The following is a 7,246-nucleotide window of genomic DNA, read 5'->3' on the forward strand; positions in this document are numbered from 1 at the left end:
TGGTTTCATTCAACCTTCATCCTTCTACCTTCATCCTTCCGGAAGGGGCATCCTTCATCCTTCCCCAAAAAGGTGCCCCGCCACCTGTCTCGCCTGTGGGGCACGGCGGTGCTCGAACACATACAAGCCCTGCCATGTGCCAAGCGCCGGCCGGCCGTCGATGACCGGGATCGACAACTGCGTCTGCGTCAGCGCGCTGCGCACATGGGCGGGCATGTCGTCCGGGCCTTCCAGGGTATGCCGGTAGATGGGATCGCCTTCGGGGACCAGCCGCTCGAAGAAACGCTGCAGGTCACCGCGCACGTCCGGGTCGGCGTTTTCCTGAATCACCAGGCTGGCGGAGGTATGCCGGATGAGCAGCGTCAGCAGCCCGGTGCGGATACCCGACTGCGCGACCCAGCGTGACACCGGGTCGGTGAACATGTAGAGCCCCGGACCCCGGGTCTCCACCGTGAAAATGTGTGTGGTCTGCATCATAAGATCAGTGGCAAGTGGCACCTTGAAAGGCAGAAGGTGGAAGGATGAAGGTTGAATGAAGCCAGCCTCGCCCTGTTTCTCCTCACTGATGGCGACCCAACAGTTACCCTTTATTGCCACTGGCACACTGATCTTACAGTGTGCGTCGATTCAGAAACTCCACCGATAAACCGCGTTCATCCACGCGCAACCGTGTCAACGCCGCATAGGGCATGCGAAGGCGGTAGAGCGCGACGGCGGGCACCTGCATGGCATGGACCACGGCGGCCCGGATCACACCGGAGTGGGCCACCACCAGGATGTGCTTGCCCTCGTGGTGCTGCCTGATCGATTCGAGGGCGTCGGCCACCCGCCCCACAAAGGCCTCCAGGGGTTCCGCACCGTCAGGGCGCGCACGCGCCGGATCCCGGTAGAAAGCAAGATAATCCGCCAGGCTCTCCGCCTTGAGCTCTTCCGGACTGCGCCCCTCCCAGGCGCCGAACCCTACCTCGCGCAGTGATTCCTGCACGGTACACGGTAAACCGTGCTCCCTCGCAAAGGCTTCGGCGAAGTCCCGGCAGCGGCGCATGGGGGAGGTGACAATCTGCGTCCAGGGCGGTTTGGCGCCATTGAGCACGGCGCGCATCTGAGCCCAGCCCTGATCGGTGAGCGGGTCATCCACACCGCAACCGCGGTAGCGACGCCCCCCCTCGGGTTCTCCGTGACGCAACAGATCAATCAACATAAATTCAGTGGCTAGTGGCAAGTCTCAAGTAGCAAGGGCCCCCTCCCCGGCCCTCCCCCGCAAGCGGGGGAGGGCCGGGGAGGGGGCCTTCCCACTTCCCAATTCACACTTCGTACTTCCATTCCCACTTCCCAATTCACACTTCTTACTTCAATTCAGCATTGCTCCCACGGCAGGCCGCGGAAACGCCAGCCGCCGGTGGTGGAGCGATGGTGGTGTTCGTCCAGATCGCCCTCGAAGCCCTCGGTGACGTTGTAGACCTTCTTCAGCCCCGCCTCCATGAGGGCCCGCCCGGCCTCCCGGGAGCGTTTGCCGCTTCGGCAGATCAGCACCACGGGAGCGCATTCGCCTTCCTCCTCGCACACGGCCCCGCCGAGCAGCAGTTTGCGCACCTCGGTGACGAAGTGGGGATTCACGGTCCAGTCCGGTTCGTCGATCCAGGATACGTGTATTGAGCCCACCGGGTGCCCCACGAACAGGTACTCCATGGTGGAGCGCACGTCCACGAGGATGGCGCGCGGATTGTGTTCCAGCAGGTCATATGCCTCCTGGGGGTTCAGGCCGATGGGATTGTGTTCGTCTGTCATGGCAGTCTGTCCGAGAGTCGGGAATAACGGCATGCGCTTGTGCTAAGCATAGCCGAGGTATCCCCCTGCATGCTGCCCCTGCCCCTGAAACGTGTCGATCGCCGGATTTCGGGACCGGGGCCGTGGGGACGGTCAGAAGCGGTTCCCGTGCCGGCCAAATGTGAAGTTCGCACTGCGGACCGACGCGGGTACACGTAGAATCAAGGGGTTTCCATACCTTGCCGATGCGGAGGTCGTCGCGTGAAGTTTGTCGTGTTGCTGGCGTTTGTGCTGTTCTCATCCTCCCTGTATGCGGAAAGCGCTTATATCAGCGATGACCTCAATGTCGCCATCCGCTCCGGGAAGACCTTCCAGCATCGCATCATGCGCTTTGTGCCCAGTGGTACGCCCGTCGAGGTCCTGCAGCGGGATGATGATGGCTACGCCCTGATTCGCACGCCTGAAGGGACCGAAGGCTGGCTTGAGGCGACTCACCTGTCCCGGGAGCCCCATGCCCGGGAGCGGCTGGCTCAGGCGGAACGCCAGATTACGGGCCTTCGCGAGCGGTTGGCAGAAGGCGAGGAACGCATCGGGGTGCTGCGCAGCGAGCGTGACGACGCACACGCGCGTCTGCAGGAAACGGAGGATACCGTCGAGCGCATGGCCGCGGAGATGGAAACCCTGCGGGAGGCGGCCGCACGGCCCATGGAGATCGCGGAAGAGAATGAGCGCCTTCGTGAACTGACCGGCCGTCAGCGAGCCCAGGTTCAGGCGCTGGAAGCAGAGTTGCAACAGGTGCGCCAGTCGGAACAGAGGGAGTGGTTCATCATCGGCGCGGCCGTCGCCGTGGGCAGCGCGCTGCTGGGTATCCTGCTCACACGCATCCGCTGGCGCCGCCGCAGCGACGGCTGGTCGTGAGCAATCCCCCTCTTCCCCGTAGGAGCCTGTCAACTGGACAAACGGCTGCTGATGAGGCGGTGCTGGGCGCGCAGTTCCAGCTTGCCGCGGACGAGACCCAGCAACGCGCCCAGAGGCGTGGGGACTTCGCCGCCTTCCGGCTGGTCCGCCAGGGCCTGGGCGCCCAGCCCGGCCAGGCGGGCCAATTCCTCGTCGGTCAGCACGTCCAGGCTGAACTGCTCCCCGTACCTGGCCTCCAGGTACGCGAAATAGTCGCTCAGCGCCGAACGGTTCGGTGATCTGTCCATCCTGACTCTTATCCCAGGTTTTACCTAGTGTATGACAAGGTTTCCGGGCCTGCACAATGGCCGAGGTGCTGGAATAGGCAAAATGCCTGAACCCGGCCGCCGACGCTTGATTCCCGTCAGTGACAGTGTCTAGTATCCATGACCACATCTGTACTCACCGTGACCGGTTTACCATGCTGCTGAGAACGCTACTGCCGGCTGTCGTGTTTATCCTGCTGTTCGTCGCCATCGTTTCAGCCGATGAGCTGGACAGCATTCTCGAGCCCATTTCTGTGACCGAGCGGGTCTATTACTTCAAGGGCTCACTGGACGGGCGCACCTACGAGAATCAGGCCTTCAACAACAACCTCGCCTTTGTGCTGACCAATGACGGGGTGGTCCTGATCGACAGCGGGCCTTCGCGCAAGGTGGCGGAGCGTGTCGAGCAGGCGATCGGCACGGTGACGGACATGCCCGTGCGCTGGGTCATCAACAGCGGCAGTCAGGATCACCGCTGGCTGGGCAACCACTACTTCGCGGAGCGGGGCGCCGAGATCATCGCCCTGGCGCGTACCGCCGAAACCCAGTCCCGTTTTGCGGAGCAGCACCTCGCCCGCCTCGAGAATGTCCTCCGCGACCGCCTGGCGGGCACCCGGGCCATGCCGGCACCGGAGCCGGTGGAGGCCGACCGTCATGCCGTCGAACTGGGCGACGTGCGTTTCGAACTGATCTTTGCCGGTGACGCCCATTTCCCGGGCGACGTGCTGGTTCACATACCGGACGAGGGCACCGTGTTCGCCGGCGACGTGGTCTACCTGGACCGCATGCTGGGTCTCCATCCCTGGAGCGATATCCGCGGGTGGCTGGATTCATTCGCCGTATTGGAGGCGCTGGAGCCCGAACACGTGATCCCCGGGCACGGTGCAGCGGCGGATCTCGACAAGGCCCGCGCGGAAACCGGTGACTATCTGCAGGCCATCCTTGATGGCGTCATCGAGGGGCTGGATGATTGGGAACAGCTCAACGAGACAGTGGACCGGTTGGCCGACATGCCCCGTTTCCGGCACCTCGTCCACTACGAAGAGTGGCATCGCATGAACGTCAACCGCGCCTACCTGGACCTGGAAAGCAACCCCTGAAGGGGTCCAGCCCGCATATCTCACCACCCTTCTACTGCGGCCGCCGATCCGCTCGCTGTGACGGGGCGTGCTCGCTGCGGCCGGCTTGACGTAGTGACGGCTACGCCCGCGTCGTCCTCCGGTCCGCGCGCCCCCTCACAGCGGCGCCTCGACGCCCTCGCCACGAACGGTGGTGAGATATGCGGGCTAGCTATGCTTTTCATTTCATGTGGTTATGGGGGCATGCTTCAGCTCCTGCGGCGCCCCGCCATTTGAAACCTCTCCGGCGCTCCGGTACGATTCGCCGGGTTCGCGCGCTGTTCGTGTATGCGCCAAGGCGTCCTTACCCCGGTACTCTGATCCGGACGCATTGTCACCCGTAACCTCATAAGAACACGCCAAACGCGACCCATGCTGCTCGCCGTCCTCTCGGGATTCCTGCTCGCCGCCATCGCCCCCTGGGTACACCGCTTGAGCGGCCGCCACAGCGGCTGGGTGCTGGCCGCGCTGCCTGGCGCCCTGTTCATCTACTTCCTGAGTTTCATCCCCGAGATCGCCGATGGCGGGCAGGTGCGCTTCGCCTATCCGTGGGTGCCCGGGCTGGATATCCAGCTGTCCTTCCTGGTAGACGGGCTCTCCCTGCTGTTTGTGCTGCTGATCTCGGGCATCGGCTTTTTCATCGTCTCCTACGCGGGCCGCTACCTGGAAAAGCACCGCGACGTGGGGCGTTTCTACGTGCTGATCCTGGCCTTCATGGGCTCCATGCTGGGTCTGGTGCTGGCGGATAATCTGATTGCCCTGTTTGTCTTCTGGGAGCTGACCAGCATTACCTCCTACCTGCTGATCGGCTACAACCACGAGGATGCGCGCGCCCGATACTGCGCGCTGCAGGGGCTGATCGTCACCGTTGGCGGCGGACTCGCCCTGCTGGCGGGCTTCGTCATGCTGGCCATGGCCGGCGGCAGCTATGAGCTGTCCGAGGTCCTCGCCGGCGAGGGACTGCAGGAGCACGCCTGGTACCTGCCCATCCTGCTGCTGGTGCTGGCCGGCGCGTTCACCAAGTCCGCCCAGGTGCCGTTTCACTTCTGGCTGCCCAATGCCATGGCGGCGCCCACGCCGGTCTCCGCGTACCTGCATTCCGCCACCATGGTCAAGGCGGGCGTCTACCTGCTGGCGCGCCTTAACCCGGGGTTGGGCGGTACGGACGAGTGGTTGCTGATCCTGTCCCTGTTCGGCGGTGTGACCATGCTGACGGGCGTGTTCCTGGCCGCGCGCAGCACCGGCGTCAAGCAGGTGCTGGCCTACTCCACGGTCATGGCGCTGGGGACGCTGACCATGCTCATCGGCGTGGGCACGGAAACGGCCATCATTGCCGCAGTCACGTTCCTCATGGCGCACTCGCTCTACAAGGGTGCGCTGTTTCTCATTGCGGGCATCCTGGACCATGAGGCCGGCTGCAAAGACTTTCTGCAGACCGGCGGTCTGCGCAGTGCGCTGCCGGTGACCACCTTCTTCGCCGCCATCGCCGCCCTGTCGCTGGGTGGCGTGATCCCCATGTTCGGGTTCATCGCCAAGGAACTGATGCTGGAGGCCGTCCTGGAGGCCCCGACGGTCTCGGGTGTGCTCACGGCCCTGGCTGTCGCCACCGCCATCCTGGGCGTGCTGGTGGCGGCCATCGTCGGCATCAAACCCTGGTTTGGCCCACGCGTGAAGACACCGAAGGACCCTCACCACGAAGCGCCTCCGGCCATGCTGGCCGGCCCCGCGGTGCTGGGCAGCCTGGGCCTGCTGTTCGGACTGGCGCCCATGCTGCCGGAATGGGGTGTGCTGGGGGCCGCGGCCGGCGCCGTTTACGGCGCGCCGCTGGATGTGAAGCTGTCGCTCTGGCACGGCATCAACGCACCCCTGATGATCAGCGCGGCGAGCCTCTTGCTGGGTCTGGCGCTGTACACGCAGTGGGACCGCTTCCGGGCCGCCTTCGCGTGGCTCGATGGTGTTGCCAACAGCATCGGACCCGAGCGCCAGTATGACCGCACCATGGCCGGCCTCGTCTGGTCTGCCGACTGGCAGACGCGCGTGCTGCAGAACGGATACCTGCGTTACTACCTGCTGACGATCCTGCTGATGATGCTGGTGTCGGTGGGGGTCACCGCGCGGATCTACGACATTTCCATCGGGGAATTATCGTTTGCCGACATTCAGATCCAGGAATGGACCGTCCTGGGCATGACGCTGGCGGCGGCCGCCGTGGCGGTGACGATCCGTTCTCGGCTCGGGGCGGTGGCCTCGCTGGGCGCATTGGGGTTCGGCGTTGCCCTGATCTACGTGCTGTTCAGCGCGCCGGATGTGGGCATCACCCAGGTGCTGGTGGAGACCCTCACAGTGTTGCTGCTGGTGCTCGTGCTGTTCCGTCTGCCCGGGTTTCTCAACCTGTCCTCCCCGCTTGTCAGGGTGCGTGACGCGGTGATCGCCCTGTCGGTCGGCGGCATGATGACGCTGGTCATGCTGTCCACCCTGCACATGCGCGCCCACGACAGCATCTCCGCCTACCACGTGGCGGAAAGCGAACCCTCCGGTTTCGGGCGCAATATCGTCAACGTGATCCTGGTGGACTTCCGGGCCCTGGATACACTGGGTGAGATCTTCGTGCTGGCGCTGGCCGCCGTGGGTGTGTACGCCATGATCAATCTGCGCGCGGAGGACCGGAAATGAGCACCATGCATTCCCTGATCCTGCGCACCGCCGGCAACTTCCTGCTGCCGCTGCTGCTGCTGTTCTCCATATTCCTGCTCCTGCGCGGCCACGACGAACCGGGCGGCGGTTTCATCGGCGGGCTGGTGGCCGCATCGGCCATCGTGCTGAACCTGTTCGCCATGGAGATCAAGTCCGCCAAGGCCGTGCTCTGGGTGGACCCCCGGCATGTGCTGGGCATCGGCATGACGCTGGCCATCGTCTCCGCCATCCCGGGTGCATTTTTCGGCCAGCCCTTCTTCACTGCCCAGTGGTTCACCTTCGACGTCCCCGCCCTGGGCGAGCTCAAGGTGGGCACGGTGCTGATGTTCGACATCGGGGTGTACCTGGTGGTGATCGGGGCGGTGCTTACGATCATGCTGTCGCTGGCGGAGGCGGAGGACTGAGCGCGGGCCGCGTGGCGGCCCGCGAAGGATGAAGGATGAA

The 7,246-nt window shown here is 64.4% G+C and carries 8 protein-coding genes; 4 read left to right on the forward strand and 4 right to left on the reverse strand.

The window, feature by feature from the left end:
- Nucleotides 1-54: 54 nt before the first annotated feature.
- The 3 genes from B1C78_RS02855 to B1C78_RS02865 form a co-directional block, all read right to left on the reverse strand.
- Nucleotides 55-477 carry a secondary thiamine-phosphate synthase enzyme YjbQ gene (locus B1C78_RS02855; protein ID WP_077277636.1) on the reverse strand — a complete coding sequence of 141 codons (423 nt, stop codon included), beginning with the start codon at nt 475-477 and terminating at the stop codon, nt 55-57.
- A gap of 133 nt (nt 478-610) precedes the next feature.
- Nucleotides 611-1,201, reverse strand: coding sequence for a histidine phosphatase family protein (locus tag B1C78_RS02860; RefSeq protein ID WP_077277637.1), 591 nt, complete (start codon nt 1,199-1,201; stop codon nt 611-613).
- A 155-nt stretch (nt 1,202-1,356) separates the two neighbouring features.
- Nucleotides 1,357-1,788 carry a rhodanese-like domain-containing protein gene (locus B1C78_RS02865; RefSeq protein WP_077277638.1) on the reverse strand — a complete coding sequence of 144 codons (432 nt, stop codon included), beginning with the start codon at nt 1,786-1,788 and terminating at the stop codon, nt 1,357-1,359.
- Between the two features lie 240 nt (nt 1,789-2,028).
- On the opposite strand from B1C78_RS02865, the gene B1C78_RS02870 reads away from it, so the two are divergent.
- Nucleotides 2,029-2,685: a TIGR04211 family SH3 domain-containing protein gene (locus tag B1C78_RS02870; RefSeq protein ID WP_077277639.1), complete on the forward strand. Its 657-nt coding sequence runs from the start codon at nt 2,029-2,031 to the stop codon at nt 2,683-2,685.
- Nucleotides 2,686-2,714: 29 nt separating this feature from the next.
- Here the strand turns inward: B1C78_RS02870 and B1C78_RS02875 are convergent, their stop codons facing one another.
- Nucleotides 2,715-2,972 (reverse strand): hypothetical protein, encoded by a 258-nt coding sequence (locus tag B1C78_RS02875; protein ID WP_077277640.1) that lies wholly within the window; start codon nt 2,970-2,972, stop codon nt 2,715-2,717.
- Between the two features lie 173 nt (nt 2,973-3,145).
- Between B1C78_RS02875 and B1C78_RS02880 the strand changes: the two genes are divergently transcribed.
- From B1C78_RS02880 to B1C78_RS02895, 3 genes are all read left to right on the forward strand, one after another.
- The gene (locus tag B1C78_RS02880) at nt 3,146-4,090 is read left to right on the forward strand and encodes an MBL fold metallo-hydrolase (protein ID WP_077277641.1); all 945 of its coding nucleotides are present in this window, start codon (nt 3,146-3,148) and stop codon (nt 4,088-4,090) included.
- A gap of 390 nt (nt 4,091-4,480) precedes the next feature.
- Nucleotides 4,481-6,781, forward strand: a complete 2,301-nt coding sequence (locus B1C78_RS02890; protein ID WP_077277642.1) for a putative monovalent cation/H+ antiporter subunit A — start codon at nt 4,481-4,483, stop codon at nt 6,779-6,781.
- Nucleotides 6,778-7,206, forward strand: a complete 429-nt coding sequence (locus B1C78_RS02895) for a Na+/H+ antiporter subunit B (RefSeq protein WP_077277643.1) — start codon at nt 6,778-6,780, stop codon at nt 7,204-7,206. The genes B1C78_RS02890 and B1C78_RS02895 overlap by 4 nt, the downstream gene beginning before the upstream one ends.
- Nucleotides 7,207-7,246 lie beyond the last annotated feature (40 nt).

The organism is Thioalkalivibrio denitrificans (assembly GCF_002000365.1).
In the GTDB taxonomy this organism is placed as follows: domain Bacteria; phylum Pseudomonadota; class Gammaproteobacteria; order Ectothiorhodospirales; family Ectothiorhodospiraceae; genus Thioalkalivibrio_A; species Thioalkalivibrio_A denitrificans.